Annotated in this window: 28 protein-coding genes; 10 read left to right on the top strand and 18 right to left on the bottom strand. The window is 45.8% G+C overall.

The window, feature by feature from the left end; all coding sequences use genetic code 11:
• The 5 genes from WKT12_RS01385 (at position 1) to WKT12_RS01365 (ending at position 5,865) form a co-directional block, all read left to right on the top strand.
• The gene (locus WKT12_RS01385) at positions 1-1,620 is read left to right on the top strand and encodes a hypothetical protein (protein WP_270243225.1); all 1,620 of its coding nucleotides are present in this window, start codon (positions 1-3) and stop codon (positions 1,618-1,620) included.
• 4 nt (positions 1,621-1,624) lie between these two features.
• Positions 1,625-2,053: a DUF1320 domain-containing protein gene (locus WKT12_RS01380; protein ID WP_204433094.1), complete on the top strand. Its 429-nt coding sequence runs from the start codon at positions 1,625-1,627 to the stop codon at positions 2,051-2,053.
• Positions 2,054-2,064: 11 nt separating this feature from the next.
• On the top strand, positions 2,065-4,695 hold the full coding sequence (locus WKT12_RS01375; RefSeq protein ID WP_302995066.1) for a phage portal protein family protein: 2,631 nt from the start codon (positions 2,065-2,067) through the stop codon (positions 4,693-4,695).
• A gap of 238 nt (positions 4,696-4,933) precedes the next feature.
• Entirely contained in the window at positions 4,934-5,422 is a 489-nt protein-coding gene (locus WKT12_RS01370) for a phage virion morphogenesis protein (RefSeq protein ID WP_302995065.1), read from the top strand.
• A complete protein-coding gene (locus tag WKT12_RS01365; protein WP_270243228.1) occupies positions 5,419-5,865 on the top strand; it encodes a hypothetical protein in 447 nt (148 codons plus the stop codon). Before WKT12_RS01370 ends, WKT12_RS01365 begins: the two co-directional genes overlap by 4 nt.
• On the opposite strand, the gene WKT12_RS01360 is transcribed toward WKT12_RS01365, so the two are convergent.
• Positions 5,866-6,117, bottom strand: coding sequence for a hypothetical protein (locus WKT12_RS01360; protein ID WP_340318561.1), 252 nt, complete (start codon positions 6,115-6,117; stop codon positions 5,866-5,868).
• A 243-nt stretch (positions 6,118-6,360) separates the two neighbouring features.
• Between WKT12_RS01360 and WKT12_RS01355 the strand changes: the two genes are divergently transcribed.
• Both WKT12_RS01355 and WKT12_RS01350 read left to right on the top strand, forming a co-directional pair.
• Positions 6,361-6,774: an HU family DNA-binding protein gene (locus WKT12_RS01355; RefSeq protein WP_340318560.1), complete on the top strand. Its 414-nt coding sequence runs from the start codon at positions 6,361-6,363 to the stop codon at positions 6,772-6,774.
• A 97-nt stretch (positions 6,775-6,871) separates the two neighbouring features.
• Positions 6,872-7,081 (top strand): DUF4248 domain-containing protein, encoded by a 210-nt coding sequence (locus tag WKT12_RS01350; protein ID WP_204433104.1) that lies wholly within the window; start codon positions 6,872-6,874, stop codon positions 7,079-7,081.
• A gap of 50 nt (positions 7,082-7,131) precedes the next feature.
• Here the strand turns inward: WKT12_RS01350 and WKT12_RS01345 are convergent, their stop codons facing one another.
• From WKT12_RS01345 to WKT12_RS01265, 17 genes are all read right to left on the bottom strand, one after another.
• Positions 7,132-7,341 (bottom strand): hypothetical protein, encoded by a 210-nt coding sequence (locus WKT12_RS01345; protein ID WP_340318559.1) that lies wholly within the window; start codon positions 7,339-7,341, stop codon positions 7,132-7,134.
• 3 nt (positions 7,342-7,344) lie between these two features.
• Complete coding sequence (locus WKT12_RS01340) at positions 7,345-8,034, bottom strand: BRO-N domain-containing protein (RefSeq protein WP_302452161.1); 690 nt, start codon at positions 8,032-8,034, stop codon at positions 7,345-7,347.
• 342 nt (positions 8,035-8,376) lie between these two features.
• The gene (locus WKT12_RS01335; RefSeq protein WP_302452162.1) at positions 8,377-8,619 is read right to left on the bottom strand and encodes a hypothetical protein; all 243 of its coding nucleotides are present in this window, start codon (positions 8,617-8,619) and stop codon (positions 8,377-8,379) included.
• The gene (locus tag WKT12_RS01330) at positions 8,600-8,809 is read right to left on the bottom strand and encodes a molecular chaperone DnaJ (protein WP_204433120.1); all 210 of its coding nucleotides are present in this window, start codon (positions 8,807-8,809) and stop codon (positions 8,600-8,602) included. The genes WKT12_RS01335 and WKT12_RS01330 overlap by 20 nt, the downstream gene beginning before the upstream one ends.
• On the bottom strand, positions 8,806-9,288 hold the full coding sequence (locus WKT12_RS01325; protein ID WP_302452174.1) for a DUF4494 domain-containing protein: 483 nt from the start codon (positions 9,286-9,288) through the stop codon (positions 8,806-8,808). Before WKT12_RS01325 ends, WKT12_RS01330 begins: the two co-directional genes overlap by 4 nt.
• Before the next feature lie 186 nt (positions 9,289-9,474).
• On the bottom strand, positions 9,475-9,675 hold the full coding sequence (locus tag WKT12_RS01320) for a hypothetical protein (RefSeq protein WP_302452163.1): 201 nt from the start codon (positions 9,673-9,675) through the stop codon (positions 9,475-9,477).
• Entirely contained in the window at positions 9,675-9,962 is a 288-nt protein-coding gene (locus WKT12_RS01315; protein ID WP_302452164.1) for a hypothetical protein, read from the bottom strand. The genes WKT12_RS01320 and WKT12_RS01315 overlap by 1 nt, the downstream gene beginning before the upstream one ends.
• Positions 9,963-10,114: 152 nt before the next feature.
• Positions 10,115-10,648, bottom strand: coding sequence for a host-nuclease inhibitor Gam family protein (locus WKT12_RS01310; RefSeq protein WP_286031950.1), 534 nt, complete (start codon positions 10,646-10,648; stop codon positions 10,115-10,117).
• Positions 10,649-10,830: 182 nt separating this feature from the next.
• Positions 10,831-11,007: a hypothetical protein gene (locus tag WKT12_RS01305; protein WP_302452165.1), complete on the bottom strand. Its 177-nt coding sequence runs from the start codon at positions 11,005-11,007 to the stop codon at positions 10,831-10,833.
• 2 nt (positions 11,008-11,009) lie between these two features.
• Positions 11,010-11,597 carry a helix-turn-helix domain-containing protein gene (locus WKT12_RS01300; RefSeq protein WP_302452166.1) on the bottom strand — a complete coding sequence of 196 codons (588 nt, stop codon included), beginning with the start codon at positions 11,595-11,597 and terminating at the stop codon, positions 11,010-11,012.
• A gap of 1 nt (position 11,598) precedes the next feature.
• A complete protein-coding gene (locus tag WKT12_RS01295; protein WP_118399818.1) occupies positions 11,599-12,042 on the bottom strand; it encodes a hypothetical protein in 444 nt (147 codons plus the stop codon).
• A gap of 32 nt (positions 12,043-12,074) precedes the next feature.
• Complete coding sequence (locus tag WKT12_RS01290) at positions 12,075-12,743, bottom strand: ATP-binding protein (RefSeq protein ID WP_340318558.1); 669 nt, start codon at positions 12,741-12,743, stop codon at positions 12,075-12,077.
• Positions 12,736-13,629 carry an AAA family ATPase gene (locus WKT12_RS01285; RefSeq protein WP_302452168.1) on the bottom strand — a complete coding sequence of 298 codons (894 nt, stop codon included), beginning with the start codon at positions 13,627-13,629 and terminating at the stop codon, positions 12,736-12,738. Before WKT12_RS01285 ends, WKT12_RS01290 begins: the two co-directional genes overlap by 8 nt.
• A gap of 38 nt (positions 13,630-13,667) precedes the next feature.
• Positions 13,668-15,839, bottom strand: coding sequence for a hypothetical protein (locus WKT12_RS01280; protein ID WP_340318557.1), 2,172 nt, complete (start codon positions 15,837-15,839; stop codon positions 13,668-13,670).
• Positions 15,840-15,925: 86 nt separating this feature from the next.
• Positions 15,926-16,141, bottom strand: coding sequence for a hypothetical protein (locus WKT12_RS01275; protein WP_302995053.1), 216 nt, complete (start codon positions 16,139-16,141; stop codon positions 15,926-15,928).
• A 66-nt stretch (positions 16,142-16,207) separates the two neighbouring features.
• Positions 16,208-16,402 (bottom strand): hypothetical protein, encoded by a 195-nt coding sequence (locus WKT12_RS01270; RefSeq protein WP_022354942.1) that lies wholly within the window; start codon positions 16,400-16,402, stop codon positions 16,208-16,210.
• Positions 16,403-16,413: 11 nt separating this feature from the next.
• Complete coding sequence (locus WKT12_RS01265; RefSeq protein WP_022354943.1) at positions 16,414-16,632, bottom strand: hypothetical protein; 219 nt, start codon at positions 16,630-16,632, stop codon at positions 16,414-16,416.
• A gap of 110 nt (positions 16,633-16,742) precedes the next feature.
• Here WKT12_RS01265 and WKT12_RS01260 point away from each other — a divergent pair, with 110 nt between their 5' ends.
• From WKT12_RS01260 to WKT12_RS01250, 3 genes are read left to right on the top strand one after another with little or no spacing between them, the layout of a single operon-like run.
• Positions 16,743-17,405 (top strand): S24 family peptidase, encoded by a 663-nt coding sequence (locus WKT12_RS01260; protein WP_022354944.1) that lies wholly within the window; start codon positions 16,743-16,745, stop codon positions 17,403-17,405.
• Between the two features lie 27 nt (positions 17,406-17,432).
• Positions 17,433-17,945, top strand: coding sequence for a hypothetical protein (locus tag WKT12_RS01255; RefSeq protein WP_340318556.1), 513 nt, complete (start codon positions 17,433-17,435; stop codon positions 17,943-17,945).
• Between the two features lie 50 nt (positions 17,946-17,995).
• Positions 17,996-18,904, top strand: coding sequence for a hypothetical protein (locus tag WKT12_RS01250; RefSeq protein ID WP_340318555.1), 909 nt, complete (start codon positions 17,996-17,998; stop codon positions 18,902-18,904).
• Positions 18,905-18,940: the final 36 nt, after the last annotated feature.

Here is an 18,940-nt window from a genome sequence, read left to right as displayed (position 1 = left end):
ATGGCAAGACAGAAACTGACCGGAAAGAACAAGCAGTTGGTGGAAGACTGGGAGGAATTCCTGCGACAGGTGCGCACACTGACTGCGGTGGACTTTACCATGAGCGATGCAGAGAAGTCCCGAAAATTGAAAGAGCTGGAGTCCGATCCGATAGCATGGATGAAATTCTTCTTCTATAAGTTTGCCAAATATGAGTTCGCGGGCTTCCAGAAGAAGGCAATTCGTCGTATCATAAACCATTCCGACGGTAACTGGTACGAGGTACTTTCGTGGGCGCGTGAGCTGGCAAAAAGTACCATTGTAATGATGACCGTACTATACCTTGTGATTGTGAAAAAGAACAAGCGGGTGATAATCCTTGCTTCTGCTACCAGTGATGCGGCTATCAAACTGCTCAATGTGTACCGGGCGCAGTTTGAAGCAAACGAACGCCTGCGATACTTCTACGGGGACATGAGAGGAACTAAATGGACGGAAGATTATTTCATCCTGTCAAACCGGGCTTCGTTTATGGCTATGGGATGGGGACAATCTCCGCGTGGTGTGAAGCTGGATGAAGTGCGGCCTGACCTGCTGCTCATGGACGACTACGATACCGACGAGGAATGCCGGAACATCGAAGTGCTGAACAACAAGTGGCGATGGTTTGAGAATGCCTTATTCTTCACCCGTTCCATCAGTGAGGCATTACTGACCATCTGGACGGGTAATATAATTGCCAAGGATTGTTGCGTGGTGCGTGCCGGAAACAAGGCCCGTGAACTGGCTGACCGTGAAAAGCCGCTGGGACATTGGGACATCATCAACCTGCGTATGGTAGACATCAACCATCCTGACCCTCAGGAAGACTATCGGAACGGAAAATCGGTATGGCCCGAAAAAAACAGTGAAGAAGCCGTAGATGAAGTGCTGGCTCAGGTCAGTCTGGCAGCCGGTCAGAAGGAATGTTTCAATAATCCTGTCATTGAAGGACATTATTTCGATGAAATTAAATGGGGAGAATGTCCGCCTGTACATAAATTGAAATACATTGTCAGCTACGGCGACCCGGCATACAGTAACAAGGTCAGCAAGAAAGCCGCACAAAACTCCTTCAAGGCAAACATCCTGTGCGGACTGTATGAAGGTACGCTGTATGTGTACACCTGTTTCCTTCAGCATGTCACTAACGATGAATTTGTGAACTGGTACTACTATCTCCAAGACTATGTGAAGGAGCGTGCCCAGCTGCGTTGCTTCATTGAGAACAACACCCTTCAGGACCCGTTTTACGAGCAGGTATTCAAACCAATTTTCCTGAACAAGGGAAAAGAACGTGGATTTTACATTAATATCAGTCCGGACGAACGGAAGAAACCGGAGAAGTTTGCCCGCATCGAAGGTAATCTTGAACCGTTGCACCGTGCCGGAAGACTGGTTTTTAATATTAAAGAAAAAGACAATCCTCACATGTTGCGGCTTCAGGAACAGTTTAATCTGTTTGATGACGGACTCCCGTCACCGGCTGACGGACCTGATGCAGTGGAGGGAGGATACTACATGTGCCAGCAGCTTTCAGCCAAGATTGAAACGGGAAGTATCTGGTACGGTAAAAGACATACAAACAAAAAAAGATTCTAAGATTATGGCATACCTGACAACAGAAGATATGTACACACATATCTACCAGGAAAACATTGAAACTATAAGTCATGGCGATGAGGCGATTATGCTTTCTGCCATTGATGCCGCCATAGAGGAAGCATCCGGTTATCTTACCAAATACGATACACAAGCTATCTTTTCCGCAACAGGCAGCGCACGAAACGCTATCCTGCTGCTGTTCGTAAAAGATATCGCGGCATGGCACTTCGTCAACCTCTGCAACGCCGGAGTGGATATGGAACTGCGTGAAAAACGGTATAACCGGGCAATAGAATGGCTGGAGAACAACCAGAACCGTAATAATCCTAATCTTCCTGCCAAACCGGACAGTACGGACTGCGGACATGCTCCGGGATGCCATTGCCAGATGGATTACGGAAGTAACCGAAAGCGGGACAATCATTTTTAAACGATACGATTATGGCAAAGAAAAATAAAAAGAATTATAGGGGAAAGGCTGCCATGCCTGATCCGACAACAGTAAGCAAGGCTTTGCCTACCCCTATTTACAGTACTCTTGTACTTACGCCTCCCAGACGGGAAATAAATGACATAGGGAATTGGAAATCGGCTTTGCGTGCAGCCGATATAGGCATCCGTTTCCCATTGTATGACCTGTACTCCAGTATTCTGCTTGACGGTTCCGTGACGGATGCCATCAACAAGCGTATAGAGGCGATTACCGATGCCGATATTAATTTTATCACAAAAGACGGAAAGCAGTCCGATGTGATGGAAAACCTTATCAATTCGCTGGAGTTCGAGCGGCTGCTGGAAAGCATCATGTGGAGCCGCTTTTGGGGTATATCTGTGGATGAATTTACATTCACTCCGGAATTTGACTTCAACTCCATTCCACGGAAACACATCCGTCCCAAAGAAAAGGTCATCGTACGACAGCAGGGAGACAGTGACGGAATCAGCTATGCCGGTGACGATATGATTATCCAGTGGGGACGCGATGATGATCTGGGGCTTTTGCTGAAAGTCGCTCCATATGTTATATATAAGCGGGGCGGTTTTGGCGATTGGGCACAGTTTGTCGAGCTTTTCGGTATGCCCATCCGTATCGGTAAGTATAACTCACTGGACGATACCAGCCGCAGGATGTTGATTGAGGCATTCGAGACGGCCGGTTCCGCACCTTATATGGTAGTACCAAAAGAAAGTGAGATAGAAACCACCCTGATGAGCGGAACAACCAACGGAGCCCTTTACGATGATTTCCGGAAAGCGTGCAACGAAGAAATACTGATTACGATTCTGGGACAAACCATGACTACGCAAAGCGGTTCATCACTCAGCCAAAGCCAGGTACATCTGGCCGTACAGGAAAAGAAGCACCGCAGCGACCGGCGTTTTGTTATCCGCATGCTGAACAAGTTCTTTGTGCCGTTACTGGAGAAACGCGGGTATCCGGCAGGTGGTGGAAAGTTCTCTTTTGTAGACAAGAAGGATGAACTTTCCGTAACAGACCTGAAAACACTGAGCGAAATACTTCCCATTCCTCGCTCATGGGTATACGAGAAGTTTGGCATACCGGAACCGAAAAACGATGAGGACATTCTGCAAAGCCTGAATCCGGCAGAATCCGTACAGCAGCCTTTTGCAAACGGGAATAAGAAACCTCGTACGGAAGAGGTTCAGGAGCCGAAGAAAGATCCGGAAAAAGGGAACGAGCCTCCTGTACGCAATACGGACAAACAAAGTCTTTGGGAATGGATAAAAGGTTTTTTCGCAGAAGCCCCGACGGGAGCCGGGGCTGGCGCAGTCCGCATGAGGGATGATTCGGATCTTGACGAAAAGATAGCCGATGAAGTGTGGAACGGTGAGGAACTGTTCTCACCTGATCTTTTCAGGTTCTTTTCCGGAGAATTTTTAAATGCAATTCAAACATCATTTAAATCAGGCGTAAGAAACATTGATACCGGTTTTGCCTACAATGCTCCCGATGATGTTTTCCGTACTGCCATGGAAACCAATCTATATCATTTCAGTGCTGCCAAGACGCTTGCGGAAATCCAGGAACTCAACCGTCTGTTCCGGGAAAGCGGAAGTTACAATGAATTTATGGAAAAGGCACAGCAGGTGACAAAAGCCTTTAACCGGACGTGGCAGCAAACCGAATACGATACTGCCGTACTGACAGCAGAAGCCACTTCGCAGTACCGCAGACTGGTACAGAACAGGACTGTCTTCCCTTACTGGCAATACCTCACCGTAGCCGATGGCCGTGTACGTGAGGAACATAAAAAACTGCATGGAGTGATTCTTCCGGCTAATGACGAACTTTGGAACAAGATATATCCTCCGAATGGATGGAACTGCCGTTGCCGTGTACGAGGGCTTATGACATTTCAGGTAGAAGGTGAGGATTTGTCTGCTATGCGGCAGAGGGTACTGGACTTTCTGACTACCAAAGAATGGAAGATGCAGGCAGCCCAAGGATGGGGAGTTAACCGTTGCGACACCGCACAGATATTTACTGCCGACCAGATGTACATCCGCAAGTTCCCGCAGCAGGCCGCATCCTATTTGAAAAAGATGACCGCCGACCGCTGGGAGCTTCCCACCGTACAGCAGATGAAGGACAACGCTCAGGACGATATGCCGCCCCGTGTGGAGCGCAATGAAAAACAGCTTTGGGAAGAAAAAGCTGTAGATGGTGTGATTTCGCTGACCGATTACGACGGACGGAAGGTAGTCATATACGAAAAACAGTTTTTCGGTCATACTACCGCAAAAGGAAGAGATAACCGTATCGCACTGTGGAATGCCATGCTCGATACGCTGATGGATCCTGACGAAGTATGGTTGAACAACGAGATAGAGAAGAACTCGCTCGAAAAGGCAGAACAGCTTGATACCTACTGCCTGCTGAAATTCTATCGCGATGAGGTGGTGGCAGTAAACTACAAGATAGAGGGTGAAGCTTTGGTTTTGAAAACATGGTACGTCATGCAGACTAATCTGAAAGGAAAGACCGTAGCCTATATGAAAAAGAACATCTGGGATAAACGCCGGTGGGGACTGCTCATAAAAAAACGCTGAAGTATGTCCTTGCGTCCGTCCGGCCCGTAAAGGAGAACCATCCCGTGGTTCTCCGCCCGCCCGGATTGGATAGCCGGTGTCATACCTCAACTTGAATTACTCTGACCGAACCTTGCGTCTTTCCATTTCTTGCGGCTGCCCCCCGCCAAACCAAGGTAGGACCCCATCTAGTCCGGTTGTCAGAACGTTACAAAGATAATGTTTTTAATTTTAAACCACTTGTTTAATTGAAAAACAAATGAATACAAACGATGAATTTGCAAAAAAAATAGCCCAGGCAATGAGCGCGCTTCCTCAACTGATAGCGGAAGAAGCCAAGGAATATTCCAGGACCAGGTTCTCAGAAAAGTCTTTCGATGGTAAACCATGGCCGGCACTGAGTCCGAAATACAAGCCGAAGAAAGGGACTATGCTGGTACGCAGCGGTAAACTGCAAGGCAGTGTGCGTATAGTAAGGGTAACCCCAAAGAAGGTGGTCATTGCCGCCGGAAACAGCAAGGTCCCTTACGCACAGGTTCACAACGAAGGTTTTACCGGAAGCGTGGTGGTAAAGGCTCACACCCGTAATCTGAAAAAACAAGGAAAGAAAAAGAGAAAGACTGTCGAGGTGAAAAGTCATATACGGAAAATGAACATTCCCCAAAGACAGTTCATGGGTAACTGTCCGGAACTGGAACGTAAATTAAAGACAGTAAGCGAACAACTTTTTAAATCCATATTGAAATGAAGAAAGAATACATGAGCGATTTGCTCGAACTGCTTGAAACGGAAGTGCCAGAACTCCGCTGGATTGATGCTGACGAAGGTCAGCTGGATTATTACACCGATGAACGTCCGCCTGTGGCATGGCCTTGTTGTCTGGTAGAATTTTCCATGCCCGACACACGTGACCTGTCTTCCATGGGGACAGTGCCCCAACGCTGTACCCTGCGAGCTGTGCTTACCATTGCCTTCAATGATTGTGCAAGTCTGAACACCCGTACCCCGAAATCCGTACGGGATACTGCTCTGAAACGTTTTGACCTGCTGGAAAAGATAAAGCAAACGATACATGGGCGGTGGTTTGATCATTTCCAGCAACCATACATGCGCCGAAGCTGTGTACCTCTGAAAAGGGAAGACGGACTGAAAGTATATGAAATGGCATTTGAAGCGGCTGTAATCGAATAATCAGAATTTCCACGTAGGAAACATTTTCTGAAGCTGGCGTGCCGTCACTTTACGGCGGCAAAGATCTGTATAGAAATCCGCGTTTTCCATCAGCGCGTTCTGGATGGTACGTTCGTCTACAAAAAATTCATGTTCAGCCAGTATCACAGTCACGTCGTCAGGACGGCGGCGCATGATTTCCTCCCAATAATATTTGCGTGCCACCATCGCACGGTTGCGTAGCATCAGACGTTCTTTTCTATCTGATGCCATACGCTTTAGTGGGAGAGTGACTTTTCGGGTCATTTCCGATAGCGAAAGCTTATATGACGGGAACAGCTCCAGTTGAGAATCCATAGACAACGATTTATCGCAAAATTACAAAAAAATGCGGACATTATCTTATTCACGCACATAATAACTGCTTTTACGACAGCCCGGACCTGTACAGCCGTAGATTTGCACTGTCTAGACAAGTTAACCACATTTTTACAAACATTTAAAAAAGACAGACACATGGCTATCAACTATTCTATTGCGGCTTACAAGAAGCCGGGAGATATGGAAGGCACTGCGAAGTATTACGCCAAGGCACAGGCGAGCGGAACAGTCGAAATCAACGAGCTGGCGGATGATATCGCCTACAGTACGACCTTGACCGACGGTGACGTGCTGAACGTGATCCGTGCGCTGATCAAGCAGATAAACCGCCACATCGCCAAAGGAGAAATCGTAAAACTGGAGAATCTTGGAGCATTCCAGGCTCAGATACGCAGCAACGGTTCGGAAACGTCGGAAGACTTCAACGAAAGTTACATCCGTCAGGTTCATCTTCAGTTCCGTCCGGGACTGGGACTGCAAAGCACGCTGGCACTGGAGAACCTTCAGTTTAAGAAGGTAAAATCGTATAAGGAGCTGGAAGGCGAATAATTTACCGCCGGAAAAATGATCTATTACCCTGCGGAAACAGGACGTTTACCGCAGGGTAATTTTTGCAGTACAAAAAATAATTCGTATCTTTACCTATATGAAAGCGATATACCTTACAGACCTGGCTCAGCAATATTTCCCTAAATCCAGTACCCGGAGTGCCGTAGCGCAGCTTCGCCGCTGGATAGTGTTGAACGAAGACTTACAGCAACGGCTTACGGAACTGCATTTCCATAAGGGACAGCGAAGCCTGACTCCCTTGCAGCACGAAGCGATATGTCATTTCCTTGGAGAACCAGGTGAATAATATACAGCAATCCCCGGCATCGGTTTTCGGTGTCGGGGATTTTTTCTGTATTATTGTCTGATACACTTACGAAGGCTTTCCAGCAGGAAACGCACGTTCGACACATCGGTCTGGTCTTGTTCCACCGGACATCCACCATCCATGTCAAGCAATCTCATGACTGCGGTAAAAAGGATATTATCTAGCGAATCTACGGTTTCTTCAAAATCTGCTATCTTCAGATACTTTTCCCATTGTTCATAATTGAATTTTGTTGCCATAGGTCAGTCCTCCTTGAATTCAAGTTCCATCTGTTTCACGTTGTTCATTTTACGGCTTGCACTAAGCAGAAGCATTGCTCCGCGTGTCATTACAAACCATCCGGGATTGTTTGCCCCAAAAAGAAGGATTTTCTTTGCTAATGTTTGTTTGGCGTTAAGCTTCTTGGCAGCTTGTGTACTTTCGGTACGGCTTCCCATTGCCGCATGCAGGTCGTTCATGCTGTACCACGTTTCATTATCTATGGTTACGCAACGTACTGGACTGTTATTGAACATACGTGTTTCGTAGGGAATATCTCGCGCGTCGATGAAATCTGTTTTCGGCTTGTATATACCGTAATATCCTTTCTTGCGGATGGACGGCAACACCTCACTCGTTACCCATTTGCGGAACTTCTTCGCCTCTGCCTTGCGGCTCTGGAATACCAAAGAGTACAAACCACTCTCGGAAACTGCTGTGACTGTTTGTGGTCTTCCGATGGGGTCGGTAATGCCGACCCCACGCCGTTCATCTTCATCAAGACGTGACGCAGCATCTTTGTGATTCGCTATGCCAAGCACTTCACACACATCTTTTGCCACAAACCACGGTTCACTGTTGATTAACTGCACACGAATTGGTGCTTTCTCTTGGCTGAAGTTGAACACTTCAACCTGCCCGGTCATCGGGGCTTCATTTTTCTTGTTACACATAATGTTGTATTTTTAATGAGCATTTGTGTGGATGATAAAAAAGAACGGCATCCACTACCCGCCGCTCTAAGACCATACAACAAGGACTTGCCTACGCCATTACAACGTATGCGCGGGGTTAGATGCCGCCATCTTATAGACGGTTTGCATACAGGCATAAAAAATGCCCGGATGCAGTGCAATCGGACAGAACTCGCTGTCCTTGTTGTTATTCAAAAATCTTAGAGCACCGCAAATATGCAAATTCTTTTTTATTATCCAAGCACGCTTGCCCGATTTTTTTCGGAATATCCCGAAATTTGTTCCCGGATAGGTGGTCAGGCCGCACCGGGATAGTGGTTATTAAAGGTCTATAATTTCAATCTTCAAATCACGCTTCAGTTCCCGAATCATGTCAAGTGTGTCATTATTCTCAATATCAAAGCAGATACCCTGTAATTCCGGGTTCTGCTGTGATCGTTGCACCTTCAGATCGCAGGGGCGGTTCCACTTCACCCAGATGAACATAAACTGGCTGATCATGCTGTAATGAATCTTTGCCGCCACCCTGCGAGGCTTGAACAGATTAAGGTTCTGGTTCTGCATAGGGTTCAATCTGTTTGATTACTGTTCCGCTGAGCCAGATCCGTCCGCTGCCCTGACATTGCGGACACACTTTCTGCTGGGGATATTCCCGGCGCACATCTTTCTCTGCATACACGGTTACTGAGCCGGTTCCTCCGCACTGGCGGCAGAGGCATACGCGGCGATGGATATAAGTCTTCTCTGTATTCATCTCTTATCTGCGTTTTCAAATTCGGGTTTTACATCAGGTTCTGCTTCGTATGGGTACACATCCATGATGGCGGTTTCTGATACGGAAGCTATCACGTAATCAGCCATAGTATCTTTCATTCCTTCGTCCAGCTTCTTGATGGCGTCGCGAAGGTCGGAAGCTTGTACAAGTACGTTGCTGGCAGTACGCTTTTCTGCTCCGCTCTTTTCATCCAGTGTAATAAACCAGAGTTTACATTTGAACCAGCGGTCGGCACACTCCTCATCGCTTGGGAAAATTTCTTCATAATTTGCTCTTGCTACACCTGCAACTACAAACTCTCCCTGAAAGAAAGGTGTCATTTCTTCGATGATACGGCTTTCGGCTTCGGTGAAACTGAGCGCATCTACCAGATAGGGTTCTGTTACTTTCTTCTGCATTCCGTTTTCCATCGTTTTCTCATAACGGATTTTGCATGTAAACCAGTTGTGCATCATAATTCTTCTGTTTTTGTTGATTGTTTAAATATTACGTTAGTGTGGTCTCTTCTTGAATCGTCCATACATTCAAGTCCGTTCCCGTAGCAGCTTATGCCGTGCTCAAAAAATAGCATCCGCTGCAAGCATTTTCCGGATCTTCCACTTCGGCTACTTCGAGCGTATGTCCGTTCCATGTGAATGTTTCTCCTAATTTGTGCTCCATGATTCTTTTATTTTTCTGATTAATTCATTCCATCCTTTCCGCGCCATGCGTGGTTCCATCCAGCACAGCCAGCCAAGTATATCGAGCATTCTTCCTGCAAGTTTCAGAATGAATCCCATTATAATCAGCGGCCCGATGATGATGGAAAATGCGGTGAACAGGATAATTTGTGTGCGATTGTTCATTATTCCAGGTAATAGGTTATTGCTACTTTGTTGTTTCGAAGGATAACAACTCCATATCCGCTGTCTCCTTTTACGATGTACACGAATATCGAAGTCCTATTCAGTATCATCCCTTTCCGGAGTATGACTATTTTTTCTAATATTATCCGTCTGAGCCTGTCGTAATCGTCATAATCGACTTCCGGAATAGGTCTGTCATATATTCGGGTAAGATATTCGTGAAGCTTGATCATCCAGCGCGGCCACTTGTCGCGCCGGATGGGTGAATTAAAGGTTAGTTCTGCCATGGTTGTTTTTCTTCCATCCATTTAATTGGTAAACCTTTTCTCGTGCTTCCTCCGGTGAATGACACTCCGCTATGGGAGTGCCTTCACATGTGGACTGGGTGTATTCATTGCGATACACAATCCAAAGAGGACCACGTCGTTCATACGTGTATTTAGGCCGTCTGGACTGCATCGCTTTCTTTCTTTGGTTCGACATAGAAAGATTCGTCCTGTACCACCTGAATACCAATTTTCGGGAATAATTCGGCCACTTCAGGAACTTCCCGGTCAGCCAGCAGCTTGTCCTTGGCCAGTTCCTCTGTGGTACGGATATAATCAGGAAGGAATTCTTTTACCAGGTTTGTAACCGAGGCCCAGGTAAAGCCTTTCAGATTCTTCAACTTCGGGTTACCGGTGCGGAATCCGATGATACCATGTGCCGACTCCAGACTCTTTTTCTTGCTGAAAAGCGTATCCTTATTCTCAGTGGCGTAGGTTTGCATCACTTCAAAGGTGCGGTCTTTCGTTTCGTTCAGCTCGGCCAGCTGGTCGGCGTACTTCTCTCGGATCTTAGTCATCTCCTGATCCATCTTCGCGGTAAGTGACTGGGCCTTTGCGTCGGCCATTGCAAACTCGGCAAATGCCTGTTCGTACTGTTCGCGGCTTACTCCGCTGATTACTGTTTTCTTGGTTCTTTTTGTTGCCATTTTAATTGAGTTTTAATCGTTATTTAAATTCTGTATAACACAAACGTATTTTTGCTTCTGGATTAATCCCTTGTGCCAATTTCCTTACATCCGTCAAGTTGTCGGTTCGCCAGCATGAGCGGATGCTTTTATTCGGTCTGTCGTGGAAAGAATAAATGATCCTCCATACGATGTATTTCTTCCTATTCATCCCTCATGTCCTCCATTGCCGCCAAATCGTATTCCAGTTTCATGGTCTCATCAGCCTGTTGTCCGCAGAAGTTTTCCAGTTCACGGAGTATCGTTACACGGTCGCCGAAATCAAACTGCTGCATGCGGTTCATAATGTCATTCTGAATTTGTTCGATTGTATGTTCCATGATTATTCCTTGTTTGATTTACTGTCCTTGTAATCTTTCACTACCGGGCTACCAATCAGCTCGCGTCTGCTGTAATACACGCTACGTCCTTTCTGATATCCTGTTATCAGCCCTTTGTTAGCCCATCTTTTTATAGTTGTTTTTCCACATCCTATTAATCTGCATGCGTCAGCCTGACCTATCAAATCATCCGGTGCTTCTGAAATATCTTTTCTAGGTACTTTCTCTAAAGAACCCACCCTGAGTCCTAATCTTCTTTCTACACGATCCAATCGGCGCAGAAGCTTTTTGTACTCCGAGAGGCTCAGGGTAATTGTTTCCTCCTGCTCTTCATCTTCCGGTCCGTCTTCCAGATCCGGACAGATGGAACTGATACCAATCTTTCCGGCAAGGAACTGGGCTGCATCGCGTGCGGCATAGAAAAGAGTTTCGTTGCGCTCGTCTTCCGGAACGTCGCGCACATACCGATTGAATACCCATGATTCGCTGCGTTTTTCTTCTAAAACTTCCCTCTGTATGCGACATATCGGATCGTAATTACGTTCTTCCAGATACGCTATTGCACGATTTATTTCTGATTGCTTTCTCATATCATTCCTCCTTTCTTGCCATTGCCTCAAATTGTCGTTTCACTTCCTTCAGTTCCTCCAGCGACATTTCCGTAAGAGGCTTGCGGAACTTGCTGCGTGTACGGCAGAACTGGTTTATCTTCGCTTTGTTCATTTCAAAATCCGCTTCCGTTTCGTTCGTGTAATTCTTGTTCAGACAGGAGATATGAAACGAAAGGGAAAAAATCTGTTTCACTACTTTGCGTGCCTCACGATGGATGCGGTCAGCTTCCTCACGGTTGAACCGTGTTAGCAACAGTCCGGCTTCTTCTTTGGTCAGTCCGGCGGTGCTGTCGGTTCTTCCTTCCGTGAACTGGCTGATAAAACCATGGCGGTCATCATCATCAAATCCCATTTTCCGGAACTGAGCGTGCAGTGCCTTCACCTGCTGCGGTGTGATTGGACGGTCTTTCATCATTGTTCTCATGTATTCTGATTATGAATTGTAAATTGAAAAGATTATTCTTCTCCGTAATATTGCCGGGCTTTCTCCGGCACGATATCGTAATGTCCTACGGGACCGATAAAGCGTCCTTTTGAAAAGGCCCTGAAGCCTTCCACGTAGATCTTCAGCGAGGCATCGTACGTCACTCCTTTGGCGGCACGTCCGTTGGGTAACTGGCCTTCGGCGTGGCTGATGAAGATGAGCAGCTTCCGCTTATGTTGTTCCTTAAAGTCAATGTACTGACGGTACGTCATTCGTGTGTACTGGAAGGAATCGATAACCACGATGTCCGGGCTTTTCTGCCGGCGGAGTCGTATGCTGAGTTCATCCATATTCTCGTTGTCGATCAGCAGGAACTTCTTGTTTACTTCCATCATCCCGGTTCGGCGGATGGCATCCTGCATGGTGCGGCAGGCACCTTCCTCCATGCTGTCGTATGCCACACGGCCAAAACGGCACAAATACTTGCAGAGCTGGAGGGCAAAACTGGTCTTTCCGCTACCGGAGTTTCCCCAGATGATCCAGACTCCACGGCGTTCCGGAGTGCCGAATGCATCGTACCAGGGACCATCGAAATCCATCACGTCAAACTTCATGGAAAGAAGCTCACGAACCCCTTTCGCGTTGCGGTCGAAGGTGAACTTCTTTTTCTGTGGGGGCGGTGTAGTATCCTCTCTATTCATTGCTTCCTCCTTTCCTTCTTGCTTCGATAATACGTTTCTGACGGTGGATGCATCGTTTCACGCGGCGAAGGTCGTTGTCGCTTCGCCTGGCATCTTTCAGCACCTCTTCGATATCGGCGCGGTCGGTCAGGTTATTAGCCTGACAGATGGCGTAGATGTCATTCTGTTCTGTGGGAGACACATCGAAGAAACGGCGTCCGATTCGGCTGTTTATTTCCTTGTAACCTTTCTTGTTGTAGCGAAGACCGGCTTCCATACGGCGCTTGATGTAATCCGTACTGAGAAACACGATACCTGAGTGTCCTTCCAGACGGTTGTAAATGCTGATGAAGTAGTTGAACACGCTGTCAGTAAGCTTGTCGCCTTCATCAAACACCAGCAGCGGATTCCCCAGGAAAGAAATCATACTGATGGCATTCTCCAGCATATCGCGGAGGTTGGTCGTGTCGGTAGGTGCGCCGACCTGTTTGGCTATCTCACGAACGAAGTCTGAGCGTCGCATATCTTCCGAACAAAGGATGTAGAACACGTTGCGGTGCGTGCGGCGGTATTCAATGGCTGCCGTGGTTTTTCCGCATCCGGCATCACCCACAATCCATGTCACGTTCTTGTATGCCTGTGCGTCACTCAGCGCAAAAGTGATTTCCTTGAAAGTCTTTCCTTCGTGAAGGTTCCATGAGTCGAAGGCAAAGCCTATCTGCGAAGCGATACGGATAAACATTTCATCACTGATCAGTTCATACTTCCCGTTGCAAAGCTGGCTCACGGTGGCCGAACTTACACCCTGCAAACTTTCTGCGGCACGGTTCAACGTAGGGTAATTGGAACGGTAGGCAATCAGTGCGCTGCGCACCTGTTCTTTCATTTCTGTTGTTAATCCTTTCATTGTTTTAATAGGTATTTAAGTATTGTTTAATCAAATCGTTAGAATTTTCCCAAGCTGTCCAGTTCATCAAACGTCAGGTTCGATACTTTCTTTGTCCAGTCTCCTGATGAGGCGAAGGTCAGCGGTTCATCTGCCAGTACAGGCTCTTCCGGAATATCCGTTTCGGGCATCGGTACCGGAGCTTCCAGTGTGCCACGCTTCATTTCTTCGCGGTATCCGTCAAGCTGCTTTTCGCTCACGGCCACCGGACGCGGTATCCGAAGTTGGGTGTATGCTTCGCCCATGGCTTCCTCCATGAAAAGGTCTTCCTGGGCGATGTGCATGGCTGCACGAGTGCGACGGTTGGCATCCAGTTGGGCAAACAGATAAGCGTTTTCCTCTTCGGTGCGTTCCTGAGTGGCACGATGGATCGTGACTTTCGGTGTAGCGATGGCCGCATACTTGGCTCCCGTGTCAGTCACCGCCCATAGCTCGATGCGGGTCATGTCTTCCGGATCGTAGCGGTAGAGGAACTGACGGCCCACGTTCTGCAGGTGGAAGTTCATATCTACCAGTCCGTCATCGCCATACACCATGTAGCTGTATTCCTGCTTGTTCATGCGGAAAATGAAACCTTCCTTGGTGTATTGCACCGGAGCCTGAGAGAACAGCATGAAGATTTCGTGTGCCTCATAGTCATCAAGCGGCTGTGCCTGCGGATTCTCTATCGCGGTGTACATTTCCCTGCGTGTCATGCCGGTGGGGCTGGTAGGATGCTGCATCAAGTTCCATTCTTCGCGGCAGTCGGCATATTGCTGTTTCAGTTCCTCCAGCGTGGGAAGCTGGTCAATGTTCGCCATTACCAGGTCAATGTTCACACGGCTTGAAAGCTTCCTGGCCGTAATGTTCTGACCGGTGAAGTTGTAAAGCTTGTGAAGTACCTGCTGCTGGAATCGTCCGAAAGCGGACTCGATGGATTTGGACTGGCCGTTGTGCGGCATCGTGGTTTTGTGAAGATGGCAGAGTTTCTTGAAGAATCCCTGCGAAGCCAGCTTCTTGTGTCCTCCCTGGTTATCGGTCACTATCTCATAAGGCTTCACCTTCCATGTCTGCAGTGCCATACGGTACGCCATGTACTGGTTGTAGAAGTTTTCGCCGTCACCGATAAAGTAGCCGAGGAACAGTTCCGTGCAGGCATCCATCACCTCGTACACATCCGTTGTTCGTGCCACCCATCGCTTCTGCCTGTCATCGTACGCACGGTAGTAAAGGTTTATCTTCGTACCGTCTGAATACCACAGCGAGTTAGGCATGGACGGCATTACCGTATCGAAGGTTGGCATATACTTGTTCTTGAATTCCCTTTCGCCATTTACCGCGGCATACCACCACACCATCACCGCCGGATCATTCAGATACGTGTGCATCGTAGTAGGACTCTTGATGGTTTTCAGTCCGCGAAGCACCGCCTGATGGTTGTATTCCTCAAAGAGCTGCATATCTGTGTAGACAGGAAACTTGCTCCGGCGGAGCTTCAGCAGAAGAGCACCTTCAGCCTTTCCGATGCGGCGTGCGGCACTGTTGCCCAGATTACCGCTAACCAGCACCACGTATCCCTCACGCTTGTAAGCATTGAACTTCTCGCGCAGGCGGGCCGGATTCTTCGGAAGCGTGTGTCCTGTGATTTCGCGGAGACGCTCACAGCAGATCTGCACACTGCTCCATGTTTCCGCACGGCGGGCAAAGCCTCCTTTGGCATGTTCCACACTGCGTGCCTTCTCTGTTCGCACCATTTCGTTCATCACCTGGGCGTTCAAGATGTATTCCAACTGTCTATAAGGCTCGATACGTGGCTCAAACTCCTTGAAGAATCGTACCGCATCGGCATCGAAGCGGATCTGTGTGTTGATGTACTTTTCCTGCTCACGCTGTTTCATTTCTTCGTATGCATTCTTGAATGTGTCATCGTATGCTGCACGGAGCCGTTCCGGCATGGAGCGGTAGGCAATCAGTGCCTCGCGTCCTTTACCTCCCCGCTGGAGGAGGGTAAGCTTGCCTTCACGAATGTATTTCTTATAGGTGGGCTGGCTGATAAGTCCGCTCCCCACAAGTTCCGTAAAGCTGACGCATAATGTGTTTCCGTACATTTCCATGATTAATTCGTTAAGATTGTAGTCCGGCTCCGGGGCTTGAACCCGGATGGCAGCCGCTTCACTCCTTCTTTTTACCATATTCCCAATTCCTATTGAAAACAGCCCAATATGTCAAATTACAGTCGTTATCCTGAATGTGTGAAGCTCTGCAAGCCGTGTGTTATTTATTCCTTTTTCTGTGCTTCCCGCTTCTTTTTTTCTTCATCCATCCATTCCTGGTATTCTTTATCCTCCTTGTCCATCCGTATTGCAGCAGGTATGAGTGCAAGGCAGAGGCAGGTTGTTATGATCAGGTTCATTGTGCCGTCTGTCAGCCGGTTCAGTATGGCTGCTACCAGTATCAGCAGCAGATAGCGTGTGGTTGTATTGATTCGTTTCATGATTCTATGATTTTGAGTTTGGTGCCATCCCTATTTTCACAAACCGGAATAGCAATGAGCAATCATTTATGCAGTTGGTTGATATTTTTCTCTTTTCTTAATTTCTTCGAACAGTTGCGCCTGCATCTTTATTAGCATACAAAACTCTTCGTCTTGAACAGCCTCGCGAAATCCTCTATCACCTTTCACTAAGTCTATCAGTTCGCATACATGTTCAAGCTGTGATTCGATGTTCTTAGAGGAGTACTTTGTAAGATTCATACAGATTGTTTTTAAAGGTTAATAACTTCCGCATACGGGTTTTCCATTTCCTTCAGCTCATAGAGTTTTGCTCCATGATTCAAGGCATACGAACGAATAAGTCTTGCTGTAGGGCTATTGGTATCGTATGCCAAAGCCGAACGAACAGAACGGGTTGTTACTTTCAGTTTTGCGGCGATTTCCTCCTGAAGTTCACCGCTTGCTTTAATGAGTTTTCTTGTTTCTGCCATAATTCTATTGTTTTATAGTCTTTATTTTGTACCTTTAGGGCGTGTTCCTATTGGAATACTTTGCAAAAGTAGACAATATTTTGACCAAAACAAATTAAATAGCCAAAATTATGACTTCAAAAGACAGAATTTTGATTTTTATAAAAGAAATAGGGATAAAACAGACTGATTTCTTCACTCTTATAGGAGTCTCTGCGTCAAACTTTAAAGGAGACGCAAAGAAAAGTGAACTTGGCTCTGATAAAATAGTCAAAATATTGACCCAATATCCCAATTTATCACCAGATTGGCTTCTTCTCGGAGAAGGAAACATGCTCCGCTCAGAGGACAAAAAAGAAGACGAACTTCCATCCGTGAACCAAATCTACGAAGGAGCCCCCTACTTTAATGTAGATTTTATAGGTGGTTTTGATGTGATTGTGAATGATCAGACACGAAATCCTGATTTCTATATCAATTATCCTCCCTACAATCAGGAAGGAGTAGTATGGTGCAACCTTACCGGACACTCAATGGAGCCGGAGATAAGCAATGGTGACATTATCGCCTTACGCGAAGTAACGACACCTATCCAATATCTTCCTGCAGGAGAAATATACGGTATTGTCACAGAGGAATATCGTACTGTGAAAAGAGTCAGGTTAAGCCAAAAAGAAGGTTATGTACGGCTTATTCCTTCTAATAAAAGCGAGGAGTTTTGTGAACAGGAAATCCCCATCAGCATGATTCTAAAAGTATATGCTGTTCTGGGAAGTATCAGGAAGTTCTTTTAATTATGTACATTAATGATTAAAGTTTGTATGAAAATATTTACACATATACTTTTCACTGCATTTTTATTTTTTTGCTCATGTAATAATACATCTGAAGAAGGAATAGAAAAATCAATATCAGATTTTGTTCAATCCTCTTTACCTGAGACATGGATTTATGAACCGATTGCATACTCCGCAACTGATAGTGCCATGTCAAAGGTTGAAGATACTAAACAGTATCAAGAACTTGTAGAGGCCCAAGCACAATTAGACTCAGCTTTTATTCATGATGAAACTATAGGCTATTACGAAGAAATGAAAGAACTTAAATCTAAATTTACTCCGCATTATATAGGTAAAAAGATTATTCATGCTTATTTATGCTCGACAGATTTCGGGGATTCTTTATTCATCAATACATATATAGTTGGAGCTGATGGAGATATTACTAAAAGTAATGCAACTTCTGTATATATTTCATCCCCAGATTCTGTGCGAATGGAATCAACAAAAAAACAACTGAAACAATTTCTTGATGAGGCTGTGAAATGGAAATAATTTTATAACGTGACTTCACAAATGATATTTTATTACAAATAAAGAACAATATGAGACTACTTGATATAAAACGATATATTAATATAGCTTACGAAAACTTTGACCCCAAATTTTCAACCAGCGGGAGCTACTACTATTTAGACAATATATTGCAAACAAAAAAGGCTATAAAAGCCTTGCTCGATTCCGGTATTTTAGAACATTCACTATTAAAAATCGATATATATACCCAAATAATAGAAAGTTTAAGAGACCGTTTTAGCTTGGATGGAACTCAATACACTAATTATAAAAAAGAACTCGATAAAATGAAATATACCATTGGTATAATGTATGAATGGATAAACCGATATGTACCAACGGAAGATTCTGAAGATATTATTAACATAAAACTGCCTGTAGTTCAAGATATAGGAGCATTGTCTAAAATATGTACCCTCATAGACAAAGCTTTATCACAAACAGTATCTGAATATGGACAACAGGTAAAATTCAAACAATTAGACTATGGCTCTTCGTGGATTACGATATCTGTCGTAACGAGTGGTGCGGCAGCATTAGTAATAGCACTAGCTAAAGCTGCATTCTATGCCGCTAAAAAATATTATGGAATTAAACTTATGGCTAAAGAGTATGAGCGTTACTCTATGGGAAATGAAATAATGAAAACAATAAAAGAGACCAATGAAAAGATTATTCAATCTGAAATGGCCAGGCTGGCAGAGGATGTAGAAAAAGAATACTATAAAGGCCAAGATTCAGATCCTGAACGTATCGGACGAATAAGGGCTGCAATATCTGACTTAACAAAGCTAATTGAATTAGGAGGGGAAATTCATCCATCTGCTCTTTTAGAAGAAAAAGAAGAAAATAAAATAGATTATAAGCTTCTTACTTCTTCTGTTTCATCTCAAGGATTATTGACAGACATCTCTGAGAAAGACACCAAGAAAGAATAGAATTAAATATGGAAATAGTATTAAAACCATATAGAA

This window comes from Phocaeicola sp. HCN-6420 (assembly GCF_037890145.1).
In the GTDB taxonomy this organism is placed as follows: Bacteria; Bacteroidota; Bacteroidia; order Bacteroidales; family Bacteroidaceae; genus Phocaeicola.
This window is presented reverse-complemented; position numbering and strand designations above follow the sequence as displayed.

Bases quoted from the DNA above. Each gene is read 5' to 3' on its own strand.
- WKT12_RS01385 (WP_270243225.1), top strand. From the start codon at position 1: ATGGCAAGACAGAAACTGACCGGAAAGAACAAGCAGTTGGTGGAAGAC.
- WKT12_RS01380 (WP_204433094.1), top strand. From the start codon at position 1,625: ATGGCATACCTGACAACAGAAGATATGTACACACATATCTACCAGGAA.
- WKT12_RS01375 (WP_302995066.1), top strand. From the start codon at position 2,065: ATGGCAAAGAAAAATAAAAAGAATTATAGGGGAAAGGCTGCCATGCCT.
- WKT12_RS01370 (WP_302995065.1), top strand. From the start codon at position 4,934: ATGAATACAAACGATGAATTTGCAAAAAAAATAGCCCAGGCAATGAGC.
- WKT12_RS01365 (WP_270243228.1), top strand. From the start codon at position 5,419: ATGAAGAAAGAATACATGAGCGATTTGCTCGAACTGCTTGAAACGGAA.
- WKT12_RS01360 (WP_340318561.1), bottom strand. From the start codon at position 6,117: ATGGCATCAGATAGAAAAGAACGTCTGATGCTACGCAACCGTGCGATG.
- WKT12_RS01355 (WP_340318560.1), top strand. From the start codon at position 6,361: ATGGCTATCAACTATTCTATTGCGGCTTACAAGAAGCCGGGAGATATG.
- WKT12_RS01350 (WP_204433104.1), top strand. From the start codon at position 6,872: ATGAAAGCGATATACCTTACAGACCTGGCTCAGCAATATTTCCCTAAA.
- WKT12_RS01345 (WP_340318559.1), bottom strand. From the start codon at position 7,341: ATGGCAACAAAATTCAATTATGAACAATGGGAAAAGTATCTGAAGATA.
- WKT12_RS01340 (WP_302452161.1), bottom strand. From the start codon at position 8,034: ATGTGTAACAAGAAAAATGAAGCCCCGATGACCGGGCAGGTTGAAGTG.
- WKT12_RS01335 (WP_302452162.1), bottom strand. From the start codon at position 8,619: ATGCAGAACCAGAACCTTAATCTGTTCAAGCCTCGCAGGGTGGCGGCA.
- WKT12_RS01330 (WP_204433120.1), bottom strand. From the start codon at position 8,809: ATGAATACAGAGAAGACTTATATCCATCGCCGCGTATGCCTCTGCCGC.
- WKT12_RS01320 (WP_302452163.1), bottom strand. From the start codon at position 9,675: ATGAACAATCGCACACAAATTATCCTGTTCACCGCATTTTCCATCATC.
- WKT12_RS01315 (WP_302452164.1), bottom strand. From the start codon at position 9,962: ATGGCAGAACTAACCTTTAATTCACCCATCCGGCGCGACAAGTGGCCG.
- WKT12_RS01310 (WP_286031950.1), bottom strand. From the start codon at position 10,648: ATGGCAACAAAAAGAACCAAGAAAACAGTAATCAGCGGAGTAAGCCGC.
- WKT12_RS01305 (WP_302452165.1), bottom strand. From the start codon at position 11,007: ATGGAACATACAATCGAACAAATTCAGAATGACATTATGAACCGCATG.
- WKT12_RS01300 (WP_302452166.1), bottom strand. From the start codon at position 11,597: ATGAGAAAGCAATCAGAAATAAATCGTGCAATAGCGTATCTGGAAGAA.
- WKT12_RS01295 (WP_118399818.1), bottom strand. From the start codon at position 12,042: ATGAGAACAATGATGAAAGACCGTCCAATCACACCGCAGCAGGTGAAG.
- WKT12_RS01290 (WP_340318558.1), bottom strand. From the start codon at position 12,743: ATGAATAGAGAGGATACTACACCGCCCCCACAGAAAAAGAAGTTCACC.
- WKT12_RS01285 (WP_302452168.1), bottom strand. From the start codon at position 13,629: ATGAAAGGATTAACAACAGAAATGAAAGAACAGGTGCGCAGCGCACTG.
- WKT12_RS01280 (WP_340318557.1), bottom strand. From the start codon at position 15,839: ATGGTAAAAAGAAGGAGTGAAGCGGCTGCCATCCGGGTTCAAGCCCCG.
- WKT12_RS01275 (WP_302995053.1), bottom strand. From the start codon at position 16,141: ATGAAACGAATCAATACAACCACACGCTATCTGCTGCTGATACTGGTA.
- WKT12_RS01270 (WP_022354942.1), bottom strand. From the start codon at position 16,402: ATGAATCTTACAAAGTACTCCTCTAAGAACATCGAATCACAGCTTGAA.
- WKT12_RS01265 (WP_022354943.1), bottom strand. From the start codon at position 16,632: ATGGCAGAAACAAGAAAACTCATTAAAGCAAGCGGTGAACTTCAGGAG.
- WKT12_RS01260 (WP_022354944.1), top strand. From the start codon at position 16,743: ATGACTTCAAAAGACAGAATTTTGATTTTTATAAAAGAAATAGGGATA.
- WKT12_RS01255 (WP_340318556.1), top strand. From the start codon at position 17,433: ATGAAAATATTTACACATATACTTTTCACTGCATTTTTATTTTTTTGC.
- WKT12_RS01250 (WP_340318555.1), top strand. From the start codon at position 17,996: ATGAGACTACTTGATATAAAACGATATATTAATATAGCTTACGAAAAC.